General features: G+C 69.5%; 21 protein-coding genes and 1 tRNA gene. 6 read left to right on the plus strand and 16 right to left on the minus strand.

Translation table 11 applies throughout. The features are described from left to right. Positions 1–46 precede the first annotated feature (46 nt). Both WS64_RS09740 and WS64_RS09745 read right to left on the minus strand, forming a co-directional pair. A complete protein-coding gene (locus WS64_RS09740; RefSeq protein ID WP_060966345.1) occupies positions 47–1,249 on the minus strand; it encodes a CaiB/BaiF CoA transferase family protein in 1,203 nt (400 codons plus the stop codon). Next, positions 1,246–2,997 carry an acyl-CoA dehydrogenase family protein gene (locus WS64_RS09745; RefSeq protein WP_060966346.1) on the minus strand — a complete coding sequence of 584 codons (1,752 nt, stop codon included), beginning with the start codon at positions 2,995–2,997 and terminating at the stop codon, positions 1,246–1,248. Before WS64_RS09745 ends, WS64_RS09740 begins: the two co-directional genes overlap by 4 nt. A gap of 172 nt (positions 2,998–3,169) precedes the next feature. On the opposite strand from WS64_RS09745, the gene WS64_RS09750 reads away from it, so the two are divergent. Both WS64_RS09750 and WS64_RS09755 read left to right on the plus strand, forming a co-directional pair. After that, the gene (locus tag WS64_RS09750; protein ID WP_060966347.1) at positions 3,170–4,072 is read left to right on the plus strand and encodes a LysR family transcriptional regulator; all 903 of its coding nucleotides are present in this window, start codon (positions 3,170–3,172) and stop codon (positions 4,070–4,072) included. Positions 4,073–4,171: 99 nt separating this feature from the next. After that, positions 4,172–4,246, plus strand: a tRNA-Val gene (locus tag WS64_RS09755). 115 nt (positions 4,247–4,361) lie between these two features. Here the strand turns inward: WS64_RS09755 and WS64_RS09760 are convergent. From WS64_RS09760 to hutH, 10 genes are all read right to left on the minus strand, one after another. Continuing rightward, on the minus strand, positions 4,362–5,756 hold the full coding sequence (locus tag WS64_RS09760; protein WP_060966348.1) for an aspartate aminotransferase family protein: 1,395 nt from the start codon (positions 5,754–5,756) through the stop codon (positions 4,362–4,364). Between the two features lie 28 nt (positions 5,757–5,784). Next, positions 5,785–7,122, minus strand: a complete 1,338-nt coding sequence (locus WS64_RS09765; RefSeq protein WP_060966349.1) for a glutamine synthetase family protein — start codon at positions 7,120–7,122, stop codon at positions 5,785–5,787. A gap of 11 nt (positions 7,123–7,133) precedes the next feature. Next, a complete protein-coding gene (locus tag WS64_RS09770) occupies positions 7,134–7,946 on the minus strand; it encodes a gamma-glutamyl-gamma-aminobutyrate hydrolase family protein (protein WP_059640072.1) in 813 nt (270 codons plus the stop codon). 727 nt (positions 7,947–8,673) lie between these two features. Then, entirely contained in the window at positions 8,674–9,471 is a 798-nt protein-coding gene (gene hutG, locus WS64_RS34245; RefSeq protein ID WP_060966350.1) for an N-formylglutamate deformylase, read from the minus strand. A gap of 57 nt (positions 9,472–9,528) precedes the next feature. After that, the gene (locus tag WS64_RS34250; protein ID WP_060966351.1) at positions 9,529–10,905 is read right to left on the minus strand and encodes a formimidoylglutamate deiminase; all 1,377 of its coding nucleotides are present in this window, start codon (positions 10,903–10,905) and stop codon (positions 9,529–9,531) included. A gap of 197 nt (positions 10,906–11,102) precedes the next feature. Continuing rightward, positions 11,103–12,326 (minus strand): imidazolonepropionase, encoded by a 1,224-nt coding sequence (hutI, locus tag WS64_RS09785; RefSeq protein ID WP_059578324.1) that lies wholly within the window; start codon positions 12,324–12,326, stop codon positions 11,103–11,105. A 4-nt stretch (positions 12,327–12,330) separates the two neighbouring features. Continuing rightward, positions 12,331–12,954 carry a HutD/Ves family protein gene (locus WS64_RS09790; RefSeq protein ID WP_060966352.1) on the minus strand — a complete coding sequence of 208 codons (624 nt, stop codon included), beginning with the start codon at positions 12,952–12,954 and terminating at the stop codon, positions 12,331–12,333. 2 nt (positions 12,955–12,956) lie between these two features. Further along, complete coding sequence (hutU, locus tag WS64_RS09795; RefSeq protein ID WP_059578320.1) at positions 12,957–14,645, minus strand: urocanate hydratase; 1,689 nt, start codon at positions 14,643–14,645, stop codon at positions 12,957–12,959. A 38-nt stretch (positions 14,646–14,683) separates the two neighbouring features. After that, positions 14,684–15,379 carry a histidine utilization repressor gene (gene hutC / locus WS64_RS09800; RefSeq protein WP_059578316.1) on the minus strand — a complete coding sequence of 232 codons (696 nt, stop codon included), beginning with the start codon at positions 15,377–15,379 and terminating at the stop codon, positions 14,684–14,686. 4 nt (positions 15,380–15,383) lie between these two features. Next, complete coding sequence (gene hutH / locus WS64_RS09805; protein ID WP_060966353.1) at positions 15,384–16,907, minus strand: histidine ammonia-lyase; 1,524 nt, start codon at positions 16,905–16,907, stop codon at positions 15,384–15,386. A gap of 211 nt (positions 16,908–17,118) precedes the next feature. On the opposite strand from hutH, the gene WS64_RS09810 reads away from it, so the two are divergent. Further along, positions 17,119–18,039 carry a glutamate/aspartate ABC transporter substrate-binding protein gene (locus WS64_RS09810; RefSeq protein ID WP_060966354.1) on the plus strand — a complete coding sequence of 307 codons (921 nt, stop codon included), beginning with the start codon at positions 17,119–17,121 and terminating at the stop codon, positions 18,037–18,039. A 21-nt stretch (positions 18,040–18,060) separates the two neighbouring features. On the opposite strand, the gene WS64_RS09815 is transcribed toward WS64_RS09810, so the two are convergent. Next, positions 18,061–18,816 (minus strand): 4'-phosphopantetheinyl transferase family protein, encoded by a 756-nt coding sequence (locus tag WS64_RS09815; RefSeq protein WP_060966355.1) that lies wholly within the window; start codon positions 18,814–18,816, stop codon positions 18,061–18,063. Between the two features lie 123 nt (positions 18,817–18,939). Then, a complete protein-coding gene (locus tag WS64_RS09820; RefSeq protein ID WP_060966356.1) occupies positions 18,940–19,986 on the minus strand; it encodes an alpha/beta hydrolase family protein in 1,047 nt (348 codons plus the stop codon). A gap of 369 nt (positions 19,987–20,355) precedes the next feature. On the opposite strand from WS64_RS09820, the gene WS64_RS09825 reads away from it, so the two are divergent. From WS64_RS09825 to WS64_RS35495, 3 genes are all read left to right on the plus strand, one after another. Continuing rightward, entirely contained in the window at positions 20,356–21,297 is a 942-nt protein-coding gene (locus tag WS64_RS09825) for a LysR substrate-binding domain-containing protein (RefSeq protein ID WP_060966357.1), read from the plus strand. Between the two features lie 165 nt (positions 21,298–21,462). Then, a complete protein-coding gene (locus WS64_RS09830; RefSeq protein ID WP_060966358.1) occupies positions 21,463–22,692 on the plus strand; it encodes an MFS transporter in 1,230 nt (409 codons plus the stop codon). Continuing rightward, complete coding sequence (locus tag WS64_RS35495; RefSeq protein ID WP_257220150.1) at positions 22,683–22,805, plus strand: hypothetical protein; 123 nt, start codon at positions 22,683–22,685, stop codon at positions 22,803–22,805. Before WS64_RS09830 ends, WS64_RS35495 begins: the two co-directional genes overlap by 10 nt. Before the next feature lie 22 nt (positions 22,806–22,827). On the opposite strand, the gene WS64_RS09835 is transcribed toward WS64_RS35495, so the two are convergent. Continuing rightward, the gene (locus WS64_RS09835) at positions 22,828–24,306 is read right to left on the minus strand and encodes a cryptochrome/photolyase family protein (RefSeq protein ID WP_060966936.1); all 1,479 of its coding nucleotides are present in this window, start codon (positions 24,304–24,306) and stop codon (positions 22,828–22,830) included. Between the two features lie 341 nt (positions 24,307–24,647). Further along, positions 24,648–25,628, minus strand: coding sequence for a hypothetical protein (locus WS64_RS09845; protein WP_060966937.1), 981 nt, complete (start codon positions 25,626–25,628; stop codon positions 24,648–24,650). Positions 25,629–25,820: the final 192 nt, after the last annotated feature.

Here is a 25,820-nt window from a genome sequence, read left to right on the forward strand (position 1 = left end):
GTCGGCCCGTTCGGAACGACGCTCATCTGCGGGCGCCCTCGGCCCGTCACGTCTCGTGCGGCGCGACCTTCAGCACGCCGGCATCGAGCAGTTGCTGCTGAAGCGCGCGATCGACGCCGAGCCGATCGAGCACCGCGCGCGTGTCGCGGCCGAGCGCGGGCGGCGCCGACCGGTAGGTGGCCGGCGTGCGCGACAGCTTCACCGGCGACGCGGTGCCGCGATACGCGCCGATCTCGACGAACAGCTCGCGATGCAGCGCATGCGGATCGTGCGCGACGTCGGCCACCGTGCGCACCGGCCCGCACGGCACACCGGCCGCCATCAGGTCGCGCGCGAGCGGCTCGCACGCGTGCGCGGCGAGCCGCGCTTCCAGTTCGGCCTTCAACTCCGGGCGATGCGCGCAGCGGCTGCGGTTGTCGACGAAGCGCGGATCGCCGGCGAGCGCCGGTGCGCCGAGATGCGCGACGAGCCGCGCGAACTGCCGGTCGTTGCCGACCGCGAGGAAGATCGGCACGGTCGCCGTGCGGTAGCTGTCGTACGGCGCGATGTTCGGATGCGCGTTGCCGCTGCGTTCCGGCACGCGGCCCGACCCGAAGAAGTTCGGCAGGTGCGGATGCAGCAGCGACACGCCGCAGTCGTACAGCGCCACGTCGATCGACTGCCCGCGCCCGCTCTTCTCGCGTTCCGCGAGCGCCAGCAGGATGCCGGCGAGTGCGTTCAGCCCCGTGACCATGTCGACGATCGGCAGGCCGATGCGGGTCGCGTCGCCGTCGCGTTCGCCGTTCACGCTCATCAGCCCGGCCATCGCCTGGATCACCGCGTCGTAGCCCGGCAGCCCGCCGAGCGGACCGTCGTCGCCGAAGCCCGTCACCGCGCAGTGGATCAGGCGCGGAAAGCGCGGCTGCAGGTCGCGTGCGTAGTCCATCCCCCAGCGCGCGAGCGTGCCCGGCTTGAAGTTCTCGACGAGCACGTCGGCTTCTTCGAGCAGGCGCCACAGGATCGCGCGCCCTTCGTGGCGCGACAGGTCGAGCGCGAGCCCTTCCTTGTTGCGGTTCACGCCCATGAAGTACCAGGCCGTGTCGCCGAGGAACGGCGGCCCCCAGCCGCGCGTCTCGTCGCCGGCGGGCGGCTCGATCTTGACCACCGTCGCGCCGTGATCGGCGAGCGCCTGCGTGCAATACGGGCCGCCGAGCACCCGGCTCAGGTCGACGACCTTCAGGCCGTCCAGTGCGCCACGCGTCGCGTTCATCGCTCGACCTCCGGCAGCAGGTCGAGGGCCGTGTCGAGCGCGACCGGCAGGCCGCGCAGCAGCGCGTCGGACGCGGCCGATTCGTCGTCGCGCGGCGCCGGCGCGAGCGGATCGACCGGCAGCAGCTTGTGACGCACGATCAGGTGCGCGAGCGCGAGACGCCTGAAATCCGGTGCGAGCCGTGCGCCCTCGCAGGCCATCAGCACGGCCGCGCTCGCGTAATACAGCGCGGACGCGGCCTGCCGCACGCGCGCGTCGTCGCCTTCTCCGGCCACCCTCGCGAGCGCATCGCACGCCCGCGCGAGGATGCGCCGCAGCGCCGTGCGGCTCGCGTCGGGCAGCGGCGCCGCGCCCAGACGATCGCCGAGGAACGTGCGCAGCGCGTCGAGCGCATGCTCGCGCTGCGCAGCGCGCGCGACGTCGAGCGCGACGATGTTGCTCGTGCCTTCCCAGATCGAACCGAGGTGCGCGTCGCGCACGAGCCGCGCGTCGCTCCATTCCTCGATGTAGCCGGTGCCGCCGCGCACTTCCATCGCGTCGCCCGTCACGCGGCGCGCGTCGCGGCAGGCGCGGAACTTGATCAGCGGCGTCAGGATCCGCACGCAGCGCGCCGCCTGCTGGTCGCCCGCGTCGGCCTGCGGCAACAGCAACGCGATCTGCATGAACATCGCGCGCGCGGCTTCGGCCGGCAGCAGCATCTTCATCAGTTGGCGCTGCATCAGCGGCATCTCGATCAGCTTGCGGCCGAACGCCTCGCGATGCGCGGCGACGTGCAGCGCCTCGTTCAGCGCGCGCCGCATCAGCCCCGCCGCGCGCACGCCGTTCGACAGCCGCGACATGTTGATCATGTCGGCCATCTGGTGAAAACCGCGGCCGATCTCGCCGATCAGCCAAGCCTGCGCGCCTTCGAGCACGATCTCGCCGCTCGCCATCGAACGGCTGCCCAGCTTGTCCTTCAGGCGCACGATCCGGTAGCGGTTGCGCGTGCCGTCCGGCAGCGTCTTCGGCAGCAGGAACAGCGCGAGGCCCTTGATGCCGTCCGGCGCGCCGTCGGGCCGCGCGAGCACCATCGCGAGATCGGCGTCCGCGTTCGAGCAGAACCACTTGTCGCCGGTCAGGCGCCAGACGGTGTCGCCGTGCGCGTCGGTTTCGCGGGTCGCGCGCGTCGCGATCCGGCCGACGTCGGAGCCGGCCGCCTGCTCGGTCATGAACATCGCGCCCTGGTACAGCGTGTCGAAGTCGCGCGACGCGAGCCTCGGCAGGTAGCGCGCGACGAGCGCCGGATCGCCGAAGCGGCGCAGCGTGCGCGTCAGCGAATCGGTCATGCTGACCGGGCAGCACAGCCCGAATTCCGCCTGCACGAACAGGAACGTCAGCGCGTACTTGACGAGCGGCGGCACGGTTTCGGATCCGTGGCTCAGCGACGCGAGCCCGAGCTCCGCATACGCGACGCGTTCGAGCGCGACGTAGGCCGGATCCTTGTCGATCCGCTGCACGGCCTCGCCGCGCCGATTGCGGTGCTCGAGCACGGGCGGATGCTTGTCCGCGCGCGACGCCCATTCGTCGAGTTCGCCCGATACGCGGGCGCCGAGCGCGCGCAGCCGCGGCTCGAGTTCGGCATAGCACGCGTCGCCGAGATGCAGCTTCAGCAACGCGCCGAGATCGGGATCGACGGTGAAGAAATTGAGGCCCCGGCTGTCGGGGATATTGGATGCGCCGGTGTCCGGCGTGCGAGCGGTGTCGTTCATGCGTGCGTCTCCTGGGTTGCCCGCGCATTGGCCGGGCCGGATGTCGCGGCACCGGCCGGTCCTGCGTCAAGCCTCCCGCAGAGCGTAGGCGCGCGATCGATAAGCGTCCAATACAGGATTTGTCCGGTACGATAGATGTCGCTTATCGATGCCGCCGCCGGGAGGAGACACCATGGAACTGAGGCAGTTGCGCTACTTCGTGGCCGTTGCCGAGGAGCTGCATTTCGGGCGCGCGGCGAAGCGCCTGTTCATCTCGCAGCCGGCGCTGAGTTTCGACATCCGCAAGTTCGAGGACGCGCTCGGCGTGCAGCTCTTTTCGCGCACCAACAAGACGGTCGCGCTGACCAACGCGGGCGAGGTGCTGCTCGGCGAGGCGCGCCGGCTGCTGCTGCAGGCGGACGAAGCGGAGCGCCTGACGGTGCGCTCCGCGTCGGGGCTCGCGGGCCGGCTGCGGATCGGCTTCGTCCACTCGATGCTGTATCGCGGGCTGCCGGACGCGGTGCGGCGCTTCGAGGCCGACTATCCGGGCGTCGAGGTCGTGTTGAGCGAGATGAACACGCACGCGCAGGTGCAGGCGATCCAGCGCGGCCAGATCGATCTCGGCTATGCGCACTGGGGCCACTTCCCGCCCGACGTCGAATCGGCGCCCGTCTATGCGGAGCCGTTCGTGTGCTGCCTGCCGGCCGCGCATCCGCTCGCGCGGCGCAGGCAGGTCGCGCTCGCCACGCTCGCGACGGAACCGTTCATCCTGTTTCCGCGCGACGCCGCGCCGCACTATCACGACCTGATCATCGCGCAGTGCGTGAACGCGGGGTTCAGTCCGCTGATCCGCCACGAGGCGCGGCTATGGCAGACGATCCTGTCGATGATCGAGTTCGGAATGGGCATCGCGCTGGTGCCGCAGGTGCTGCAGCGGGCGAAAAGCGAACGGCTCGCGTTCGTGCCGCTGAAGGATGCGTCGCTCGAATCGCGCACGCTCGCGCTGAAACGCAGCGGCACCGCCGAACCGGTGGCGCTGCGCTTTGCCGGCTACGTGCGCGCATCGATCGACGCGCTGCCCGCGCTCGCGGGCTGAGCGCGCGGCGCGTGCAGTGGCGTTGGCCGCTGTTTGAAAAAAATTTGCACAAAGGGCTTTACGAACCCCAAAAGCTCTGACATAATTTGATTCTTCTTTGGGCGGTTAGCTCAGCGGTAGAGCACTGCCTTCACACGGCAGGGGTCACTGGTTCGATCCCAGTACCGCCCACCAAAGAATTCAAGGGCCTGCGTCTCACGACGCAGGCCCTTTTCGTTTTGGCGTCGCGCGTGTCCTGCACGACGCGGCGCCACGTCATGCGCCGCCGCGTCCGCTCGCAGGTAACGCCTTACCGCACGTCCCCCACCCGCTGCGCCGTCGCATCGAATGCACGCCTCGCCTTGTCGACGATCTCGTCGACCTCCGCCTCGCGAATCACGAGCGGCGGCGACAGCAGCATCCGGTCGCCGGTCGCGCGCATGATCAGGTTGCCGTTGAAACAGAAGTCGCGGCAGATCGTGCCGATATCGACATTCGCATCGAACCGCTCGCGCCGCACACGATCGCGCGCAAGCTGAATGCCCGCGACGAGCCCTGCCCCGGCAATCTCCCCGACGATCGGATGATCGCCCAGCGCGTCGCGCAGCCGGCGCTGGAAATACGGCCCGATCTCGTGCTTCACGCGCTCGACGATCCCTTCGTCGCGCAGCAGCTTCAGGTTCGCGACCGCGACGGCCGCCGCCACCGGGTGGCCCGAATACGTGAGGCCGTGGTTGAATTCGCCGTTGTCGATGATCGGGCGCGCGACGCGCTCGTGTATGCCCACCGCGCCCATCGGTACGTAGCCCGACGTCAGGCCCTTCGCCATCGTGATCAGGTCCGGCTCGAAGCCGAAGTGCTGATGCGCGAACCATTCGCCGGTGCGCCCGAACCCGCCGATCACCTCGTCGGCCACCAGCAGGATGTCGTACTTGCGGCAGATCCGCTGGATTTCCGGCCAGTACGTCGACGGCGGGAAGATCACGCCGCCCGCGCCCTGGAACGGCTCGCCGATGAACGCCGCGACGTTCTCCGCGCCGAGTTCGAGGATCTTCGCTTCGAGCTGCCGCGCGCGCGCGAGGCCGAACGCTTCGGGCGTCTCGCCTGCTTGCGCTTCGCCGAAGAAATACGGCTGGTCGATATGCACGATGTGCTCGACCTTCGACGGCATCTGCTCGTGCATGTAGCCCATGCCGCCGAGCGTGCCGCCCGCGATCGTCGAGCCGTGATAGCCGTTCCTGCGCGAGATCACGTATTTCTTCTGCGGCTTGCCCTGCACGCGCCAGTACTGGTGCACGAGGCGCAGCACGGTGTCGTTGCCTTCCGAGCCGCTGTTGCAGTAGAAGAAGTGGTTGAAGCCGGCCGGTGTCACTTCCGCGAGCATCGCGGAAAGCTCGATCACCGGCGGGTGCGTGGTCTTGAAGAACGTGTTGTAGAACGGCAGTTCCTGGATCTGGCGATACGCGGCGTCGGCGAGCTCCTTGCGGCCGTAGCCGACGTTCACGCACCACAGGCCGGCCATCCCGTCGATGATCTTGTTGCCGTCCGAATCCCACAGGTAGACGCCGTCGGCCTTCACGATCACGCGGCTGCCGGCGCGATTGAGCGCGCCCATGTCCGAGAACGGGTGGATGTGGTGCGCGGCGTCCAGCGCGCGATATTCGGCGGTCGAGTACTGCGAAAGTGCTTCGTTTCGATCGGTCATGTTTTCTCCGTCAAACAGCGCCGCACGCTTACACGTGCAGCAGCAGGTGCCTGCGTTCCCACGAGCTGATCACGCGGAAGAACGCTTCGTATTCGGTTTCCTTCAACGCCAGATAGGCCTTCACGAACTTGTCGCCGAGGATGCCGGCAAGCGGCTCGCACGCGGCCATCAGCGAGATGCCTTCCTCGAGGTTGCGCGGCAGTTGGTACGGCAGGTCGTAGCCGTCGGATGCGATCGGCTCGGTCGGCGCGAGCTGTTGCGTGATGCCGAGATAGCCGGCGGCGAGCGTCGCCGCAAGCGCGAGGTACGGGTTGCAGTCGACACCCGGAATCCGGTTCTCGATGCGTCGAGCGACGGGGCTCGACTGCGGAATGCGAAAGCCCACCGTGCGGTTGTCGTACCCCCACTGCACGTTGATCGGCGCGGCCATGAAGCGCGACAGGCGGCGATACGAGTTGATGTACGGCGCGAAGATCGGCATCAGCGCCGGCGTGTACTTCTGCAGCCCCGCGAGATAGCTGTGAAACAGCGGCGACACGACCCCGCCTTCGTCGGCGAACAGGTTGCGGCCGGTGCGCGCATCGGCGAGACTCTGATGGATGTGCATCGCGGAGCCCGGCTCGCCCTCCATCGGCTTGGCCATGAACGTCGCATACATGTTGTGGCGCAGCGCGGCCTCGCGCACGGTGCGCTTGAACAGGAACACCTGGTCGGCCAGCGACAGCGCATCGCCGTGCACGAAGTTGATCTCCATCTGCGCGGCGCCGACTTCGTGAATCAGCGTCTCGATATCGAGGCCCTGCATTTCGCAGTACTCGTAGATATCCTCGAACAGCGGATCGAACTCGTTGACGGCCTCGATCGAATACGACTGGCGGCCCGTTTCCGCCCGCCCCGTGCGGCCGACGGGCGGACGCAGCGGCAAGTCGGGATCGGCGTTCATGTCGACCAGATAGAACTCCAGCTCGGGTGCGACGACGGGCGTCCAGCCCTTCGCCTTGTACAGGTCGAGCACGCGGCGCAGCACGTAGCGCGGCGAGATCTCGACCGGCGAGCCGTCGAAGTGCACGCAGTCGTGGATCACCTGCGCGGTCGGGTCGACGGCCCACGGGATCAGGCAGATCGTCGACGGATCGGGCACGCACACCATGTCGGGGTCGGTCACGCCGGTGAGCGACCCATCTTCCGGATAGTCGCCGGTGACGGTCTGCACCATCACGGCCTGCGGCAGGCGCATCGACTCGCCGGATTCGAACTTGTTGCGCGGAATGATCTTGCCGCGCGCGATGCCGGCCATGTCGGGAATGATCGCCTCGACTTCGGTAATGCGGTGCTGACGCAGGAATTCGCTCAGTTCGGGTTGCATGATCGGTCTCGTTAGTCGATATCGATGTCGGATGCGGCCGGCGACGGTGTCGCGCCGCCGGCCGCATGAAGGCGGTGCGCCATCCGCGCGCGGCACGCCGCGCCGAATGCCGCGAAGATGTCGCGCGACAGCGGCTGCTCCGCGTAGCGCCATTCGGGATGCCACTGCACGCCCAGCGCGAACGCACGCGCGCCGCGCACGCTGACGGCCTCGACCAGCCCGTCGGGCGCGCTCGCTTCGACGGCAAGCCCTGCGCCCAGGCGCGCGATGCCCTGGTCGTGCAGCGAATTGACCGTCGCCTCGCGCGCGCCGCGCGCGATCCGCTGCAGCAGGCCGCCCGGCGCGAGCCGCACGACGTGCGCGGGACCGTACTGCCGTTCGAGCGGATCGGCCGGCCGTTCGCGATGGTCGTCGAAGCCGGTCGTCGCATGCAACCGCTGATGCAGCGTGCCGCCATACGCGACGTTCAGCTCCTGCATGCCGCGGCAGATCGCGAGCACGGGTACGCCCGCGTCGATCGCCGCACGGATCAGCGGCAACGCGGTCGCATCGCGCGCCGGATCGTGCAGCGTATCGGGCGCGCTCGCGGCGCCGCCGTAATGATGCGGCTCGACGTTCGAATAGCTGCCGGTCAACAGCAGCCCGTCGACCGCCGCGACGATCGCCTCGGCCGGCTGCCGCGCGCCGAGCGCGGGCAGCACGAACGCCAGCGCGCCGGCGCCGTCGACGAGCGCGGTGAGGTACTTCTCGCCCGCCGCGTGGTTCGGATGGGCGCCGCGCAGGATGCGGTCGGCGGTGACGGCTACGATCGGTCGCGCACGCATCGGCGTCTCTCCGGTAATCGTGCACGACACGCTCGTGCGCGCAACGACGCAGGTTTGCTGGTACGCCGCACGCGCGTGCAATCGCGCCGCGCCAGCGCAGGCGCGGTCCCGCCGCGCGGACGGTGCGGCAACAGGCGGTACGACCCGGGACGGAAGCGGAAAGGGACGCTAGGGCAACAACGACGCGCTGCCGTCGCACTGCACCGCGCTGAACAGGTGCACGGTCACGAGATTGAAGCGGCGCGGGCCGCGATGGGAAATGGCGAAGAAACGAGGCTCGCGTAACGGGGCGGCGCGCGTGCCGCGATCAGCATGCCGGTTCGGCCCGGCCTGAGGCGGCGCGCCCGCCGACGGACTTCGCGTCCGGCGTATCGAAGGGCTGGCGGCTTTCACGATCGTACTCGACTGACTGATGGAGGCAGGACACGTGTCGCAATGCCGCGTGGCGACACGTCAGCAAGATGTCTCGCGCGCATTCCGGCGCAGGCCGGCCATCGTCGATGGCCTCGCCGCCGGTGCGCGCGTGACGACTTCCTGACATTCAGCTTATATCACCTAAAAATTGCGTCAACTTTTCAGGGGCCGATGACGACACCGATCAGATGAAAAAAACGGCATCGATCCGCGCGATCGATGCCGTTTTGTGCATTGCATCGGCTTGCCGGCTACGGGCCGGCGGGGCAGGACGCGCCCTCGCGCCGCGCCGCCGCATCGTGGCGGCTCGTGCTCAGCGATGCGCGAGCGCGGTTTCGACGAGCGTCCGCAGCAGCGGCACGATCCGCGCGGCACGCGCTTCGTCGTACGCGTACGGACGCGTCTCTTCCATGTAGGTGATCTGCGACAGTTCGAGCTGCACGGCCTCGACGCCGGTCGAGGGCACGCCATAGTGACGCGTGATGTAGCCGCCCTTGAAGCGCCCGTTCGCGACGGCCGTGTAGCCGCCGTGCGCGAGCACGCGCGCAGCCAGCGCCTCCGCGAGACCGGGCGCCGCGCTTGCGCCGCTCGACGTGCCGAAGTTGAAGTCCGGCAGGCGGCCGTCGAAGAAACGCGGCACGTGCGAGCGGATCGAATGCGCTTCCCACACGAGCACGCGGCCGTGTTCGCCCTTCAGGCGCGCGATCTCGCGTTGCAGCGCGTCGTGATACGGCAGCCAGTAGCGGTCGCGGCGACGCATGATCTCGTCGTTGCCGGGCAGCGCATTCGCCGGATACAGCGGCGCCTTGTCGAACGTATCGACCGGCACGAGCCCCGTCGTGTCCTGCCCCGGATACAGGTTCTCGTTGTCGGGCGGACGGTTCAGGTCGACGACGTAACGCGCGTGCGACGGCACGAGGATCGATGCGCCGAGTTCGGCCGCGAAGCCGTACAGTCGCTCGAGATGCCAGTCGCAATCGTCGACGAAGCGCGCGTCGGGCGTCATCGTCGCGGCGATGTCGTCGGGAATGTGCGTGCCCGCGTGCGGAATCGAGATCAGCAGCGGCAACGTGCCCTGCTTCAGCGTGAATACAGCCGGTTGTTCAGTCATGTCGCCTCACCGTAAGAGTCTGCCGGCGCGCGCATGCGGCGCGCCGGTTGCCGCGCGTCAGCGCAGCAATTGCGCCAGCGCGGCGCGGTAGTCGGCATACGCGGCGGCTTCGTCGCGATGGCGGCGGCCGCTTACGACGCGCTCGCCGCCCGTATAGACGTCGAGCACCGGCGTCTCGCCGTGCTCGGCGAACACGATGCCCGACAGCCAGGCCGCGCTGCCGTGTTCGGCGATCGCCGGATGGTCGGGATCGAGCACGAGCCAGTCGGCGCGACTGCCTGCGCGCAGCGCGCCGATGCGCCGCCCGCTCGCCTGCGCGCCGCCCGCGAGCGACGCGTCGAACAGGCGATCGGCGACGTGCGCCTGCGATTCGCTCGCCAGCACGTTGCGCGCGCGATGCACGAGCCGCTGCCCGTATTCGAGCAGGCGCAGCTCCGAGCGCCACTCGACCGAGGCGTGGCTGTCCGAGCCGACGCCGATCACGCCGCCTTGCGCGAGATAGTCGACGGCCGGGAACACGCCGTCGCCGAGGTTCGCTTCGGTCGTCAGGCACAGCCCGGCGACCGCGCGACGCTTCGCGAGCGCCGCCGTCTCGGCCTCATCGACGTGCGTGGCGTGCACGAGGCACCAGCGCGCATCGACGTCGAATCGATCGAGCAGCCATTGCACGGGACGTGCGCCGTAAGCGCGCACGCAATCGTCGACCTCGGCCGTCTGCTCGGCGATGTGGATATGCACCGGCGCATCGTCGGGCAACCCGTCGAGCAGCGCACGCAGCCCGTTCTCGGACACCGCGCGCAGCGAATGCGGCGCGACGCCGTAGCGCAGCCCGCCATGCTCGGGCGCCGTGCGACGCATCGCGTCGAGCAGCTCGAGCACGCCGTCGGGCGTGTTGATGAAACGGCGCTGGTCGTCGCGCGGCGGCTTGTTGCCGAAGCCCGCGAACTGGTACGACACGGGCAGCATCGTGATGCCGATGCCGGCCGCGCGCGCGGCGTCGACCACGCGCGAGCCGAGCTCGGCGATCCGCGGATAGCGCGAGCCGTCCTGCGCGTGATGCACGTAGTGGAATTCGCACACCGACGTGTAGCCGCACTTGAGCATCTCGACGTACAGCCAGCGTGCAATCGCCGCGAGCGCGTCGGGCGTGATCTTCAGCGCGAAGCGGTACATCAGGTCGCGCCAGCTCCAGAAGCTGTCGGCGGGATTCGCGCGGTATTCGGTGAGCCCCGCCATCGCGCGCTGGAATGCGTGCGAATGCAGGTTCGGCATGCCGGGCAGCACCGGCCCGGCCGCGCGCGCGACGCCCGCCGGCGCGTCGGTGTCGGGCGTCACGTCGGTCAGCGTGCCGGCCGCGTCCCAGCGCAGCAGCACGTTGCGGCGCCAGCCATCGGGCAGGTAGGCATGGTCCGCGAACAACATCGTGTCGGTCATTGCGAGTCCTCATCGACCGGATCCAGCACGCAAGCGTGTCGTCCGGCCCGGTACCGCGGCCGGCAGGCGCGAGCGCATCGCGCCCGCCCCTGCCTCGCGGCGATCGACCGGAGGGCGCGCTGGCGCGCCGGGCCCGGTCCCATGCAAGGCGTCGGCCGGGCCCGGTCCGTCACGACCCGGCCCGGCCGACGTGAAACTTATCCGTTCATCCGGCGAAACACGGTCGTGCCGCCGCGGACGACCTGCTCGCACAGCGGCCGGCCGATCCAGTACGCGAGCTCGGCCAGCGAGCCGACCGACCACGCGGCGAAGTCGGCCTGACGACCGACTTCGAGCGCGCCGTGACGATCCGCGCGGCCGAGCGCCGCGGCCGCATGGCGCGTGACGCCCTGCAGCACCTCGGGCACCGTCATGCGGAACAGCGTGCAGCCCATGTTCAGCGTCAGCAGCAGCGATTCGAGCGGCGACGTGCCGGGGTTGTGATCGGTCGCGAGCGCGATCGGCACGCCGTGCTTGCGCAGCAGCTCGATCGGCGGCAGTTGCGTTTCGCGGATGAAGTAGTACGCGCCGGGCAGCAGCACCGCGACCGTGCCGGCCGCCTTCATCGCCTCGATGCCGGCTTCGTCGAGAAATTCGAGGTGATCGGCGGACAGCGCACGGTAACGCGCGGCGAGTGCCGTGCCGCCCGCATTCGACAGTTGCTCCGCATGCAGCTTCACCGGCAGCCCGCGCCGCGTCGCGGCCTCGAACACGCGCTCGGTCTGCGCGAGCGAAAAGCCGATGCGTTCGCAGAACACGTCGACCGCGTCGACGAGCCCTTCGTCGGCCAGCGTCGGCAGCATCCGGTCGCACACTTCGTCGATGTACGCATCCGCGCGGCCCGCATATTCGGGCGGCAGCGCATGCGCGCCGAGGAAGGTCGTGTAGACGCTGACCGGGAAGCGCTCGCCGAGCTGGCGCGCGACACGCAGCATCTTGCGCTCGCTCGCGAGGTCGAGCCCGTAGCCGGATTTGATCTCGATCGCGGTCACGCCTTCGGCGAGCAGCGGCTGCAGGCGCGCGGCAGCCTGCACGAACAGCGTCGTCTCGTCGGCCGCGCGCGTCGCGCGCACCGTCGACACGATCCCGCCACCCTGCCGCGCGATTTCCTCGTAGCTGACGCCCGCGAGGCGCTGCGCGAATTCGTCGGCACGCGTGCCGCCATACACGAGGTGCGTATGGCAGTCGACGAGGCCCGGCGTCACCCACGCGCCGTGCAGGTCCTCGCGCCGCCAGTGCGCGTAACCGTGCGGCAGCGCGGATAGCGCGCCGAGCCACGCGATCGTGCCGGTTTCGTCGACGGCGATCGCCGCGTCGTCGATCGTCTCGTCGGGATGGCCGTGCGGACACAGCCTCAGGTGATGCCAGACAGTCGGTTTCATGCGTTCAGTCTCGTTCGCCGACGGCAAGCGTGACGGCGAGCAGCGCGCCGCTTCCGCTCACGACGACGTCAAACGCACGCGGCGGCCCGTCGAGCCGCAACGTGTCCATGTCTTCCAGCGCGTAGTGCATGCCGTCGATGTCGACGCCGACCGCGCCGGCCGCGCAGAACAGCAGCACGGTATCGGCCGGCGCAAGACGGTGCGCGCCCGCGCGCCACACGTCGAGCGCGCCACGCGCGGCGCAACGGCGCGTCATCAGGTTGAAGTCGCGCGTCGCGCCGTCGTGCAGCGTCGCGTCGATCGCCGTCTCGCCCGCGAAATCCGCGCGGGCCAGCGGCGCGTCGAGCACGTGCCGCGCGCCGCCCGCTTCGGCGAGCGTCATGCCCGCGCCGGACAGCAGCACGAGCGTACGGTCGACGCCGTCGAAACGCGAGAACGGCCCGGCCGTGCCGACGTCCGCGACGCTCACGCGCCACGCGAACGCATCGAGTGCCGCGCCGGGCGGGAACGCGCCGATCTCGCGCGTCACGCCGCCGCCGTTCTTCCACGGCGACGCAACGAGATCCGCCGCGCGGATCACCGCGACGGCCGGTGTTGCGTTCACCGGCGCCTGATCGAGCGCCGTCATGCTCAGCGGCCGAGCATCGGCAGCTTGAGGCCGGCTTCGCGAGCCGTCTGCTGCGCGAGTTCGTAGCCGGCATCCGCATGGCGCATCACGCCTGTGGCCGGATCGTTCAGCAGCACGCGACCGAGACGCTCGTGCGCGTCGGCCGTGCCGTCGGCGACGATCACGACGCCCGAGTGCTGCGAGAAGCCCATGCCGACGCCGCCGCCATGGTGCAGCGACACCCACGATGCGCCGCCTGCGGTGTTCAGCAGCGCGTTCAGCAGCGGCCAGTCGCTGACGGCGTCCGAGCCGTCCTTCATCGATTCCGTCTCGCGGTTCGGGCTCGCGACCGAACCGGTGTCGAGGTGGTCGCGGCCGATCACGATCGGCGCCTTCAGTTCGCCGTTCTTCACCATCTCGTTGAACGCCTGGCCGAGGCGATAGCGATCCTTCACGCCGACCCAGCAGATCCGTGCCGGCAGGCCCTGGAACGCGATGCGCTCACGCGCCATGTCGAGCCAGTTGTGCAGGTGCGGATCGTCGGGGATCAGCTCCTTCACCTTCTGGTCGGTCTTGTAGATGTCTTCCGGATCGCCGGACAGCGCGACCCAGCGGAACGGGCCCTTGCCTTCGCAGAACAGCGGCCGGATGTACGCCGGCACGAAGCCCGGGAAGTCGAATGCGTTCTCGACGCCCATTTCCAGCGCCATCTGGCGGATGTTGTTGCCGTAGTCGAGCGTCGCCGCGCCGCGTTCCTGCAGCGCGAGCATCGCGCGCACCTGGACGGCCATCGACTGCTTCGCGACCTTCACGATGCTCTGCGGATCGACCTTTTGCGCTTCGCGCCATTGCGCGACGGTCCAGCCTTGCGGCAGGTAGCCGTTGATCGGATCGTGCGCGCTCGTCTGGTCGGTCACGCAGTCCGGCGTGATGCCGCGCGCGACGAGCTCCGCGAACACGTCGGCCGCGTTGCCGAGCAGGCCGACCGACACCGGCTTGCCGGTGCGCTTCGCTTCGTCGATCATGCCGAGCGCCTCGTCGAGCGTCGTCGCCTTCTTGTCGACGTAGCGCGTCTTCAGGCGGAAGTCGATGCGCGTCTCGTCGCATTCGACCGCGATCATCGAGAAGCCGGCCATCGTCGCGGCGAGCGGCTGCGCGCCGCCCATGCCGCCCAGGCCGCCCGTCAGGATCCAGCGGCCCGACGGATCGCCGTTGAAGTGCTGGTTCGCGACCGAGAAGAAGGTTTCATAGGTGCCCTGCACGATGCCCTGGCTGCCGATGTAGATCCAGCTGCCGGCCGTCATCTGGCCGTACATCATCAGGCCCTTGCGATCGAGCTCGTGGAAGTGATCCCAGTTCGCCCAGTGCGGCACGAGGTTCGAGTTCGCGAGCAGCACGCGCGGCGCATCCTTGTGCGTGCGGAACACGCCGACCGGCTTCCCCGACTGGATCAGCAGCGTTTCGTTTTCCTCGAGATCCTTCAGCGACGCGAGGATCTGGTCGTAGCATTCCCAGTTGCGCGCCGCGCGGCCGATGCCGCCGTACACGACGAGCGCGTGCGGATGCTCGGCGACTTCCGGGTCGAGGTTGTTCTGGATCATCCGGTAGGCCGCTTCGGCCAGCCAGGTCTTGCACGTCTTCTCGCTGCCGCGCGGCGCGCGGATCGTGCGCGTCGGATCGAGACGGGGATCGATGTGTTTCGGATGGTTCATGACGACTGCTCCCGAGGGAAATTGAGATCAATAAGGAATCAGAAATGCCCGGTGAAGCGATAACGGCTGCCGGGATGCCACAGATTCGCCACCGAGGCGACGACGCCCTGCGACCAGGTGCGCCGATGTAAAACCAGACACGGCTCGACGTCGTCCATCCGCAGCTGCTCGCGCCGCTCCGGCGCCGGGGCCGCCGCTTCGATCCGGTACTCGACGCGCTGCAGCGGCGCCGCGCGCATCAGGTACAGGTTCGGCGTCGTGTTCGTGAAATCCTGCTCGGCGTAATCCGGCGCGACCGCCGGATTCACCCATCGTTCTTCGAGCTGCACCGGCTCGTCGTTCTCGAAGTGCAGCACCTGCGAATGAAACAGCTTCGTGCGCACGGCCACCTGCATCTCGTCGGCGAGGGCCTCGTCGGCGCGGATCGTGTCGAGGCCGAGCACACTGGCGCGGTATGCATGCCCGCGCGCGCCGACTTCCTCGGAGATGCTGCGGATCGCCACCAGCGTCGACTCGTACTTCGGCCGCGCGACGTAGGTGCCCGCGCCCTTCATGCGCGTGAGCACCTGCTCCGCCGTCAACTCGCGCAATGCGCGGTTGACGGTCATGCGCGCCACCTTGAACTCGCGCGCCAGCTCGTTCTCGGACGGCACCTGGTCGCCCTCCTCCCACTCGCCGGCGTGAATGCGGGCCAGGATGAAATCCTTGATCTCCTGGTAGACCGGCGCGCTCATCGGCTTACTGTTCCGATGCGAACGAGAACGGCGCGACCTTCGCGAACGCGCGCTCGCCGACGAGCTTCGCGATCACCGCGATGTCCGGCGCGAAGTAGTGGTCGAGTTCGTAGTGCGCGACCTGGCTGCGAATCGTCTCCATCACCGGCGCGAGCTTCGGGCTCGTGTGGTACGGCGCACGCAGGTCGACGCCTTGCGCGGCGGCCAACAGCTCGATCGCGAGGATGTGCTTCGTGTTGTCCGCGATGTCGGCGAGCTTGCGCGCGGCGAACGTCGCCATCGACACGTGGTCTTCCTGGTTCGCCGAGGTCGGCAGCGAGTCGACCGACGCCGGGTGCGCGAGCGTCTTGTTTTCCGATGCGAGTGCGGCCGCCGTCACGTGCGCGATCATGAAGCCGGAGTTCACGCCGCCGTCCTTCACGAGGAACGGGGGCAGGCCCGACAGCGTCGCGTCGATCAGGAGCGCGATGCGGCGTTCGGCCAGCGCGCCGATTTCCGCTGCGGCGAGCGCGAGGTTGTCGGCGGCGAACGCGACCGGTTCCGCGTGGAAGTTGCCGCCCGACAGCACTTCGCCGGTGTCCGGGAAGATCAGCGGGTTGTCCGACACGGCGTTCGCTTCGACGAGCAGCACGTCGGCCGCGTGGCGCATCTGGTCCAGGCACGCGCCCATCACCTGCGGCTGGCAGCGCAGGCTGTACGGATCCTGCACCTTGTCGCAGTCGCGGTGCGACTGGTTGATCGGCGAGCCTTCGAGCAGTTCGCGGTACGACGCGGCCGCGTCGATCTGGCCTCGATGGCCGCGCAGTTCGTGGATGCGCGCGTCGAACGGCTTCACCGAGCCGGCCGCCGCGTCGACCGACAGCGCGCCGGCGACGAGCGCGGTGCGGTACAGGTCTTCGATCGTGAACATGTTGTCGAGCGCGAGCGCGGTCGACGCCTGCGTGCCGTTCAACAGCGCGAGGCCTTCCTTCGCTTGCAGCGTCAGCGGCGCGAGGCCCGCGACGCGCAGACCGTCGAGCGCGCTCGCGCGCTCGCCGCGGATGAACACTTCGCCGACGCCGAGCAGCACGGCCGACATGTGCGCGAGCGGCGCGAGGTCGCCCGACGCGCCGACCGAGCCCTTCACCGGGATCAGCGGCAGCACGTCGGCATTGAACAGCGTGATCAGCGCGTCCATCACTTCACGACGGATGCCCGAGTGGCCGCGGCCGAGGCTCGACAGCTTCAGCGCCATCAGCAGGCGCACCGACGAACGCGCCATCGGCTCGCCGACGCCGACCGCGTGCGACAGCACGAGGTTCTTCTGCAGCAGTTCGAGCTGGTCGTGCGGGATGTGGGTGCTCGCCAGGCGGCCGAAGCCCGTGTTGATGCCGTAGGCCGGCTCGCCCTTCGCGGCGATGTCGGCGACGGCCTTCGCGCCGGCGTCGATCTTCGCGAAGCTGGCCGGGTCGAGCTTCAGTTGCACGGATTCACGTGCGATCCGGCGCAGTTGCGGGAGCGTCAGGTGGCCGGGGGTCAACGTAATCATGTGAGCAATCCTGTCTAGACAAGTTCGGAATGGATTGAAGTGTAGCCACCCACACTTGTCTAGACAACCCGTTTTTCATTATTCCGACTCGGGAGTTTCCCTGATGCCCGACAGGCCCGCCGGGCCGGTCGCCGCGATCCGGCTCTTAACATCTGTTGCGATTATTTTATTTTTGGCAACATACGAATCATCACTTGCCACGGAGACCGTCATGCCCTTCCCGTCACGATTCGCCGCCCGCCTCGGCTTCCCCCTGCTCGTCGCCGCGTGCGCGCTCGCGCACGGTGCGTCCTTCGCGGCGGAGCCGCTGTCCGGCACGCTCGACAAGATCCGCCAGACCAACCTGATTTCGATCGGCCATCGCGAAACGTCGGTGCCGTTCTCCTATGTCGATGCCGGCGGCAAGGTCGTCGGTTTCTCGCAGGACCTGTGCGACCGCGTGATCGCCGCGGTGAAGGCGCGCACCGGCAAGCCCGACCTGCAGGTGCGCTTCATTCCGGTCACGTCGCAGAACCGCATTCCGCTCGTGCAGAACGGCACCGTCGATCTCGAATGCGGCGTGACCACCAACCTCGCCGCGCGCCATGCGCAGGTCGCGTTCTCGACCACCTTCTTCGTCGCGACGACGCGCCTGCTCACGCGCACGAGTTCGGGTATCCGCGACTTCCCCGATCTCGCCGGCAAGACGGTCGTGACGAACCAGGGCACGACGTCCGAACGCCTGCTGCGCAAGATGAACGAAGAAAGGAAGATGGGCATGCGAATCATCGGCGCGAAGGACTACGGCGAAGGACGCCTCACGCTCGAATCGGGCCGCGCGGCCGCGTACATGATGGACGACGTGCTGCTCGCGGGCGTGCGCCAGCTCGCCGCGAAACCGGCCGACTGGCGGATCGTCGGCACGCCGCAATCGTCGGAAGCGTACGGGTTCATGCTGCGCAAGGACGATCCGCAATTCAAGGCGCTCGTCGACGGCGTGCTCGTGCAGTTGATGAAAAGCGGCGAGATCGACGCGCTGTACGACAAGTGGTTCTTGAAGCCGGTGCCGCCGAAGGGGCTGTCGTTCGACTTCCCGATGAGCGACGTGATCAAGGCGCGCTATGCGGCGCCGAACGACGCGCCGCTCGAGTGAGCGCCGCGCGTCGACACCGGCTTACGCGCGCGTCCACGCGACGCACGCCGCGTAGCCGGGCGCCGCGTCGAGCCACGCCGCGTCGAACGCCGCGACGCCGGCGGCGGGCGCGGCCGGATCGACGATCGTCGTCGCGGGCGTCGCCGCGTCGCGCGGCGGCACGACCGCGAACGCGCGCAGCCCGCCGACGATGCCGGTGCCGAGCGCCTTGAGCAGCGCCTCCTTCGCGGCCCACACCCGCATGAATTCACCCTCGCGCGCGCCGGGCGGCAGGCCGTCGAGATACGCGATTTCCGCGGATGCGCACACTTCGCGCATCAGCGCGCGCCAGTCGGTCGCGCGGTTGCAGCCCTCGATATCGACGCCGACGCGGCCTGCCGGCGCCCACGCGAGCAGCGCGTGCTCGCCCGCGTGCGACACGTTGAAGTCGAGCGACGCGCGATGCGCAGGGTCCAGCGACGGCCGCCCCGCTGCGTCGACGACGATCGCGACCGCGCGCGGCGCGATGCCGAGCGCCGCGCCGAGCACGTCGCGCAGCGCGGCGCGCGTCGCGGCGCTGCGCACCGCATCCTCGTGCCGCAGGAAGCGCGCGGCGCGGGCGCGCTCGTCATCGCTCAGCGCCGCATACGCGGCCGACACGAGCGGCACGCGCCAATCGAAATCGACGCGCGCGATCCGCACGCCGGCGCGCGCCGCGGCGGGCGGCACGTCGAGCGCATGCATGCGCCATGCGCGGGGCGTTTCAACGGAAGAAGCGGAATCGGACGGAATGAACATCGGCGCGCGGCAGTCGGTGCGGTAAAACGAAAGGTCCGATGTTAATCGATCGCGCCGGCCTGCGGCCGCTGCGACACGATCGGGCATTGAACGGGGCTGCGCGATGCGTTCGCGGATGCGCGGTCACCCGTTCGCGGCGATGCCGGGCAAGCCGCTCCGCGTCAGCCGCCCGCGCGACGCCGGGTGCAGCGCGTGCACGACGCCCGGCGCATCGGCCGGCAGCACGCCGTGTTGCAGCCAGTACAGCGCGACGGGCCACAGCGTCTCGGTGAAGCGGCTGTGGAAAAACGCGAAATGGCCGATCGCGTCGACGCCGATGTCGGCCGGCGCGATCCGCAGATGCGTGACGTTGCTACCCGTGTAATAGCCGGCCAGCCGCTCGATCGCGTCGGCCGTGCCGAACGCGTCGTCGTCGATGCCGATCGCGAGCATCGGCGCCGACAGCCCCGCGAAGCGCGCCGGCAACGCGGTGCGACTCGTGGCGCCGTCGTCGAGCACGCTGCCGATGTAGCCATCCTCGAAACGTGGCTGCGAGCGCGCCCACGACAGTGCGACGCCGCGCGGCGTGTCCTCCATCCAGCCGAGCCGCTTCGCGGGCACGTAGCCGAACACGGCCGCGAGCGCGGGCATCGCGACATGCCACTTCCACCACATCCGGCGTCGCTCGGCCGGCAGATAATCGCGCCAGTACGCATACTGCGCGCCGACGGTGACCACATGCCGCACGTGCACGTTCGATGCCGCGAGGCCGAGCACGCAGCCGCCGATGCTGTGCGCGACCACGTCGAGCGGCTGCCCCGGAAACGCGTCGCGCGCGTAGTGCAGCGCGGCTTCGCAATCGAGCCGCCCCCAGTCGAGCCAGTTCGCGTGCAGCTTCGCGAGCCGCGCCGGGCGCGACCCGCCGATGCCGCGATAGTCGTAGACGAGCACGTCGCGCCCTTGCGCGAACAGCCAGGCCGCGAAACGAAAGTAGTAGTCGGAGCGCACCGACGTCGCGCAATTGACGACCGTCACGGGCCGCACGGCGCCGCCGCCGCCGCCGCGATGGCGCCAGACGTGGGCGCGCAGTTCGTAGCCGTCGGCTGCGCGCAGCGTCACGGGTTCGGGTGGCAACGCGTCGGCCGTGCGATTGGCCTGTGGCGCGCCGCTGTTCTCGTTCGAAATCGTCATCGTGTCTCCTGTCGACCCGAGTTAGCGCTTTAGCGCTTACTCGGGTCCCATGGCGTGGCTGGATGGAGTTAGCGCTTCAGCGCTTACTCCATCCCCACGGCGGTCGACCGGAGTTGGCGCTTTAGCGCTTACTCGGGTCCCATGGCGTGGCTGGGTGGAGTTAGCGCTTTAGCGCTTACTCCATCCCCACGGCGGTCGACCAGAGTTAGTGCTTCAGCACTTACTCTGGTCCCATGACGTGCCCGGTTGGAGTCAGCGCTTCAACACTTGCTCAACGCCCCGCCCTCCGCAATCACCCCGCCTCCATTGAACTTGACGCACGCCCCGTTCTCAACCAATCTTGCTGCTCCGTTCGCATGAGTCACGCGCATGTCAACGCCACTCGTCCGTCTCCCGTCGCTCGATCTCGTCCGCGGTTTCGTCGCCGTCGGCCGCCGCATGAGCATCACGCTCGCCGCGCAGGACCTGTGCGTCACGCAGTCGGCGGTCAGCCGTCAGATCCATGCGCTCGAAGCGCATCTCGGCGTTGCGTTGCTGCAGCGCGGCTACCGGAAGATCGCGTTCACGCCGGAAGGCGAGCGACTGTTCCGCGTCGCCGATGCGGCGCTGCACGGCCTGCAGGACACCGTCGCGTCGCTCGCCGCCGGGCGCGAGCGCCAGCCCGTGACGATCACCGCCAGCATCGGCGTGACCGCACTGTGGCTGCTGCCGCGGCTCGGGCGGCTGCAGGCGCGCCTGCCCGGGATCGACCTGCGCGTCGCCGCCAACGACAAGGTACTCGATTTGCGCGCCGAGGGCATCGACCTCGGCATCCGCTACTGCCCGCGCGAGCGCGCACCGGCCGGCGCGCTGCGCCTGTTCGACGAGATCGTCGTGCCGGTCGCGCATCCCGCGCTCGCCGCGCGGCCGGTCACGAGCGCGGCCGCGATCGCCGATCACGTGCTGCTCGAATTCGACGGGCCGCCGCAACCGCAGTTGCAATGGCACGCGCACCTGCACGCGGCCGGGCTCGACGACGCGCGCCCGAAAGGCGTGCTGCGCTTCAACCAGTACGATCAGGTGATCCAGGCCGCGATCGCGGGCCAGGGCATCGCGCTCGGGCGGCTCGCGCTCGTCGCGCCAATGCTCGCCGACGGCCGGCTGGCGGCGCTCGGGCCGCACACGCGGACGCTGCCGCCAACGTACGGCTACTGGCTGTTTCAGCACGATCCGGCCCCGCGCCGCGAGGTCGTCGACGTGCGCGACTGGATGCTCGCCGAAGCAGCCGAATGCGATGCGGCGATGCACGCGCACGATACGGCGTCGGGCTGAACCGGCAGCTGGGCGGCTGCGCATGACCGCAGGCTCACGCCGCCCCCTCACATTCGCACCACGCATGCCAACCTGACCGAATGATCGCTTGAGCGACGGCAGCCGCGCTCGTCTAATCGGATCGAGCGCGGCCGTTTCGCCGCGCACCTTCATCCGGAGACACGCATGACCCCGATCGAGCAGGAAGTCCGGCGCCACTGGCTGCCCGTGCTGGCAGGCGGCCTGATCATGGGCGCCGCGCTCGGCATCCGCCACGTGCAGGGCCTGTTCCTCGCGCCCGTGTCGCTCGACCACGGCTGGTCGCGCGAGGCGTTCGGGCTCGCGCTGGCGCTGCAGAACCTGATCTGGGGCGTCGCGCAGCCGTTCACCGGGATGGTGGCCGACCGCTTCGGCTCGGTGCGCGTGATCGTCGCCGGCATGCTGCTGTACGCGGCCGGGCTCGTCACGATGGCGCATGCGGCCACGACCGGCCTGTTCACGGTCGGCGCCGGGCTCGTGATCGGCGTCGCGCTGTCGGGCTCGGCGTTCGCGTCGATCTACGGCGCGCTGAGCCGGCTGTTCCCGCCCGACCGGCGCGGCTGGGCGCTCGGTGTCGCCGGCGCGGTCGGGGGGCTCGGCCAATTCTGCATGGTGCCCGTCGCGCAGGAGCTGATCGGCGGCATCGGCTGGCGGCACGCGTTCATCGCGCTGGCGCTCGTCGCCGCGCTGCTCGCGCCGCTCGCCGTGCTGCTGCGCGATCGGCCCGCGCAGGCGGCCGCCGGCGCCGGCTCCGACCAGTCGATCGGCGAAGCCGTGCGCGAGGCGTTCGCGCATCGCGGCTTCTGGCTGCTGAACGCGGGCTTCTTCACGTGCGGCTTCCAGCTCGCGTTCATCGCGACACACCTGCCCGCGTACCTGCTCGACCACGGGCTGCCGGCGCGCCACGCGAGCGTCGCGCTCGCGCTGATCGCGCTGACGAATGTGGCCGGCACCTACGCGTGCGGCCATCTCGGCGGGCTGCTGCGGCGCAAGTACGTACTGTCGGTGCTGTACCTCGTGCGCGCGCTCGCGATGGCCGCGTTCGTCGCCGCACCGCTGTCGCCCGCCAGCGTCTACGTGTTCGCGGCCGTGATGGGCTTCACGTGGCTCGGCACGGTGCCGCTGACGAACGGCGTGATCTCGCAGGTGTTCGGCGTGCGCTACATCGCGACGCTGTTCGGCTTCGTGTTCTTCGGGCACCAGCTCGGCAGTTTCTTCGGTGTATGGCTCGGCGCGCTCGTGTACGACGCGACGCACTCGTACCTGCCGCTGTGGATCGGCTCGATCGCGCTCGGCGTGCTCGCGGCGCTGCTGCACTTGCCGATCGACGACGCGCGCGTCGCACGCCCGGGATCGGGCACTGCGGCATGGGCATGATCCGCGCGGCGCTGGCCGCCGGCATGCTCGCGTTCGTCGCGTGGTGCGGCGCGGCCTACTTCGATTCGGGCGTCGCGTACGCGCTGCTCGAGCACGTCGCGTTCTGCAATTGATGCGGCAAACCTCGGCGCATCGTCAGCGACGCTTCGGCAACGCGGCCAGCGCATCGAGCGCACGGGCGCGCGCGGCCGCATGCTCGACGAGCGGCGCCGGATAGTCGACGCCGAGCCGCACGCCGGCCGCGTCGAGTTCCAGCGGCGACGCTTCCCACGGCGCATGGATCGACGTGTTGTCGAGGCCGGCAAGCTCGGGCACCCAGCGCCGCACGTACGCGCCGTCCGGGTCGAACTTCCGGCCCTGCGCGACCGGATTGAAGATGCGGAAATACGGCGCGGCGTCCGCGCCGCAACCGGCCACCCATTGCCAGCTCGCCGCGTTGTTCGCAGGATCCGCATCGACCAGCGTGTCCCGGAACCACGCTTCACCCGCGCGCCAGTCGATCAGCAGATGCTTGATCAGGAACGACGCGACGACCATTCGCACGCGGTTGTGCATCCAGCCGGTCGTCCACAGCTCGCGCAGGCCCGCGTCGACGAGCGGGTAGCCGGTCCGGCCGCGCTGCCACGCATGCAACGCGGCGGGATCGTCGCGCCACGGCATCGCATCGAATTGCGCGCGGAAGTTGTCGGTCGCGAGCGCCGGGAAGTGATACAGCAGCATGTAGCTGAATTCGCGCCAGCCGAGCTCGCTCAGGAATTTGTCGGCGTGCATCGCATACGCCGCGCCGCCCGCGTTCGCGGCGCCCTGCACCGCATGCCACACCTGTCGCGGCGATACGTTGCCGAAGCGCAGGAACGGCGACAGCCGGCTCGTCGCGGGGCGGTCGGGTCGATCGCGCGCGTCCGCATAGCCGGCGAGCGAGGTCGTGAGAAACGTGTCGAGCTGCGCGTGCGCGCCGGCTTCGTCGGGCGCCGGCCACGCCTCGCGCAGGCCGCCGGCCCAGTCCGGCGCATGCGGACGCAATGCGAGCGCATCGAGCGACAGCGCGCGCTCGCGCACGGCCTTCGGCCACGGATGGAACGCGATCCGCTTAGGCGCCGGCAGCGGCGCGGCCACCGTGCGATCGCGGCGCGCCGCGCGCCAGTAGGCGGTGAACACCTGGTACGGGCCGCCGCTGCCCGTCAGCACCTCCCAGGGCTCGTTCAGCAGGCTGCCGTTGCTGCTCTCGACCGTCACGCCCTGCGCCTTGAGCGACGCCTTCAACGCCGCATCGGCGTCGCGCTGCGGCTGCGGATAGCGGCGGTTCCAGTACACGGCCGCGGCGCCCGTGTCGCGAACGAGGCGCTCGATTTCGCGCCGCGCGTCGCCGTGCAACAGCAGCAGGCGCCCGCCATGCCCCGCGAGCGCGGCGTCGAGCCCGGCCAGCGATCCGTGCAGCCACCAGCGCGCCGCGCCGCCGAGCGCGGGCCCGGCGCCCGTGTCCGTGCCGTCGACGAAGACGCAGACGAGCGGCCGGCCCGATTCGACCGCGCGCGTCAGCGCGGGCTGATCTGTCACGCGCAGATCGTCGCGGAACCATACGATCGCTGGGGCAACGGACGACTGGGCGGACACGGGCATCTCGATGACGAAAGGGAAAGGGGATGCGTATTGTCGCGGCTGCGCTGCGCGGTGTCGACGCCGGCCGTTACGGCCGGCGCATCACGGCGACGCCGTGCGCGGCCGCACACGCGGCGCCGACCCGATGAACGTTGCGGTGCCGGCCGCACGCACGTGATGTTTGCGAGGCTGTCGTACGTCGACCGGTTCGTGCGCCCGGCGCATCGCTGGCGCATTGCCCCGCGCATCGACGAACGCAGGAAAGCCCGCCGTGGCCACCTGTGCGGCCGGCTGGTCCGCTTCGCGATGCACGTGCCGCGCGATGGCCGCCCGGCGCACGGCGCATCGATGTTGGATCAGTCGAGCCGGAACGCGGCCTCGAAGCGCTCGGCGAATGCGTCGAACTCGGCTTCCGGCAGATGGTTGATGCCGCCTGCGCACTTGCGCCCGCCGCCGGTCGCGAAGCCGCGGCAGAACTCGTCCGCACCGATCGGCCGGCCGTCGGGCACGCGTACGCTGACGACGAGCCCGCCGCCCGCGCGCGGCGACAGCACCGCGAGCGCCGTATGCGGCGCATTGCGCATCCGTTCGTTCGCGAGCATGCCGGTCGCGCGCCGCGCCCACGGATGATCGGGCATCCGGACCAGCGTCGCGCCCGGCACCTCACGCAGCGGCGCGAGCGCGCACGCGAGCGCCATGTCGTCGCGATAGCCGTCGCGCAGCGCGGCGAACACGGCCGTCTCGCGCACGAAATCGACTGGATCGGCCCACGGCAACATCGCATCCGCAAGCGCCGCCGGATCGAAATGCAGATCGCCGACGCATTCGCCGTATGCGTTGTAGTTCAGGTAGCGCCCCAGCTCGGCGAGGGTGCAGCGCTCGGCTTCGTCGACCCCATGCTCGCGCGCGAGCGCATCGCCGAGCGCCGGCAGTTCGTCGCCATAAGCGGCGACGATCGCCCAGCGCACGTGCCGGCCGCCGAGATAGCGGTTCACGATCGCGCTCGTGCAGACGTCGGCCGCCGTGTCGATATGCGCGCGAAAGCGCGGATCGTCGGGCAGTTCACCCGCGAAGTGATGGTCGAAATAGCAGACCGTCGCGCCTGCCCGCAGCAGCCGCGCGCAGGCATCGCGGTTCTGGTCGTGCGACACGTCGAGCACGGTGACGAGATCGCCCGCGCGCGCGTCGATCCGCTCGAGCAGCGTGATGTCGCGCTTCACGCCGGTCACGAGCGTGCCATGCACGCGTTCGGCGAGCCGCAACTGCTGAAGCGCGCACAGGCCGTCCGCGTCGCCGTTGAACGCGAACACGTGCCGCGCGTACTGGTTGTCCTGCATGATCCGTTGCTCCATCGTCAAGGCATGAAATCGCGTCCGTTCTCGCGTGGCGAGCACGCCGAGTTTCCGGCGCCAGATATTTTGCCGCAACCGCGAGCGCGCCTTTCGATACAGCGTAGTCGCGCTCCCGGTAAACGGCTTGCGGGTCGCCTGCGTGTCGATCGTCGCGATCACGCCGCTGCCGCTTCATCG

This window comes from Burkholderia anthina (genome assembly GCF_001547525.1).
Lineage (GTDB): Bacteria > Pseudomonadota > Gammaproteobacteria > Burkholderiales > Burkholderiaceae > Burkholderia > Burkholderia semiarida.

What these genes read in the sequence shown, in the direction of transcription:
- WS64_RS09740 (WP_060966345.1), bottom strand. Translation starts at nt 1,249, where the DNA reads ATGAACGCGACGCGTGGCGCACTGGACGGCCTGAAGGTCGTCGACCTG.
- WS64_RS09745 (WP_060966346.1), bottom strand. Translation starts at nt 2,997, where the DNA reads ATGAACGACACCGCTCGCACGCCGGACACCGGCGCATCCAATATCCCC.
- WS64_RS09750 (WP_060966347.1), top strand. Translation starts at nt 3,170, where the DNA reads ATGGAACTGAGGCAGTTGCGCTACTTCGTGGCCGTTGCCGAGGAGCTG.
- WS64_RS09760 (WP_060966348.1), bottom strand. Translation starts at nt 5,756, where the DNA reads ATGACCGATCGAAACGAAGCACTTTCGCAGTACTCGACCGCCGAATAT.
- WS64_RS09765 (WP_060966349.1), bottom strand. Translation starts at nt 7,122, where the DNA reads ATGCAACCCGAACTGAGCGAATTCCTGCGTCAGCACCGCATTACCGAA.
- WS64_RS09770 (WP_059640072.1), bottom strand. Translation starts at nt 7,946, where the DNA reads ATGCGTGCGCGACCGATCGTAGCCGTCACCGCCGACCGCATCCTGCGC.
- hutG (WP_060966350.1), bottom strand. Translation starts at nt 9,471, where the DNA reads ATGACTGAACAACCGGCTGTATTCACGCTGAAGCAGGGCACGTTGCCG.
- WS64_RS34250 (WP_060966351.1), bottom strand. Translation starts at nt 10,905, where the DNA reads ATGACCGACACGATGTTGTTCGCGGACCATGCCTACCTGCCCGATGGC.
- hutI (WP_059578324.1), bottom strand. Translation starts at nt 12,326, where the DNA reads ATGAAACCGACTGTCTGGCATCACCTGAGGCTGTGTCCGCACGGCCAT.
- WS64_RS09790 (WP_060966352.1), bottom strand. Translation starts at nt 12,954, where the DNA reads ATGACGGCGCTCGATCAGGCGCCGGTGAACGCAACACCGGCCGTCGCG.
- hutU (WP_059578320.1), bottom strand. Translation starts at nt 14,645, where the DNA reads ATGAACCATCCGAAACACATCGATCCCCGTCTCGATCCGACGCGCACG.
- hutC (WP_059578316.1), bottom strand. Translation starts at nt 15,379, where the DNA reads ATGAGCGCGCCGGTCTACCAGGAGATCAAGGATTTCATCCTGGCCCGC.
- hutH (WP_060966353.1), bottom strand. Translation starts at nt 16,907, where the DNA reads ATGATTACGTTGACCCCCGGCCACCTGACGCTCCCGCAACTGCGCCGG.
- WS64_RS09810 (WP_060966354.1), top strand. Translation starts at nt 17,119, where the DNA reads ATGCCCTTCCCGTCACGATTCGCCGCCCGCCTCGGCTTCCCCCTGCTC.
- WS64_RS09815 (WP_060966355.1), bottom strand. Translation starts at nt 18,816, where the DNA reads ATGTTCATTCCGTCCGATTCCGCTTCTTCCGTTGAAACGCCCCGCGCA.
- WS64_RS09820 (WP_060966356.1), bottom strand. Translation starts at nt 19,986, where the DNA reads ATGACGATTTCGAACGAGAACAGCGGCGCGCCACAGGCCAATCGCACG.
- WS64_RS09825 (WP_060966357.1), top strand. Translation starts at nt 20,356, where the DNA reads ATGTCAACGCCACTCGTCCGTCTCCCGTCGCTCGATCTCGTCCGCGGT.
- WS64_RS09830 (WP_060966358.1), top strand. Translation starts at nt 21,463, where the DNA reads ATGACCCCGATCGAGCAGGAAGTCCGGCGCCACTGGCTGCCCGTGCTG.
- WS64_RS35495 (WP_257220150.1), top strand. Translation starts at nt 22,683, where the DNA reads ATGGGCATGATCCGCGCGGCGCTGGCCGCCGGCATGCTCGCGTTCGTC.
- WS64_RS09845 (WP_060966937.1), bottom strand. Translation starts at nt 25,628, where the DNA reads ATGCAGGACAACCAGTACGCGCGGCACGTGTTCGCGTTCAACGGCGAC.